Origin of the sequence: uncultured Virgibacillus sp. (assembly GCF_947495635.1) — a bacterium.
Taxonomy (GTDB): domain Bacteria; phylum Bacillota; class Bacilli; order Bacillales; family Amphibacillaceae; genus Virgibacillus; species Virgibacillus salarius.
This window is the reverse complement of the sequence record NZ_CANMAB010000260.1, coordinates 1-218: the sequence shown is the minus strand read 5'-3', so window position 1 is coordinate 218 and position 218 is coordinate 1. Positions and strand designations below refer to the sequence as shown.

Below are 218 nucleotides of genomic sequence, written 5' to 3'. Positions count from 1 at the left end.
ATTGAAAAATACAGCTCCGATTTAGTAGAGAAGTCGAATCAAATGTATGCGGAGCTACTGGAAAAAGAAATTATCCCCGAAATAGAAAGAGAAAGTTCTGATGAAATTTCAACGGAAGAACTCAATGAAGTAGTAAAAAAACTAGATGAAAAAGTGAAGAAATACGATCAAGAAATCGAGGAAAGTGAAAAAGCAAAAGATCGCAAACAACTCCGTTC

Annotated in this window: 1 pseudogene; it reads left to right on the top strand. The window is 34.4% G+C overall.

Going from position 1 to position 218, the window contains the following annotated elements:
* A pseudogene (locus Q1A47_RS20780) lies at positions 1-218 on the top strand (IS5/IS1182 family transposase); the annotation flags it as partial.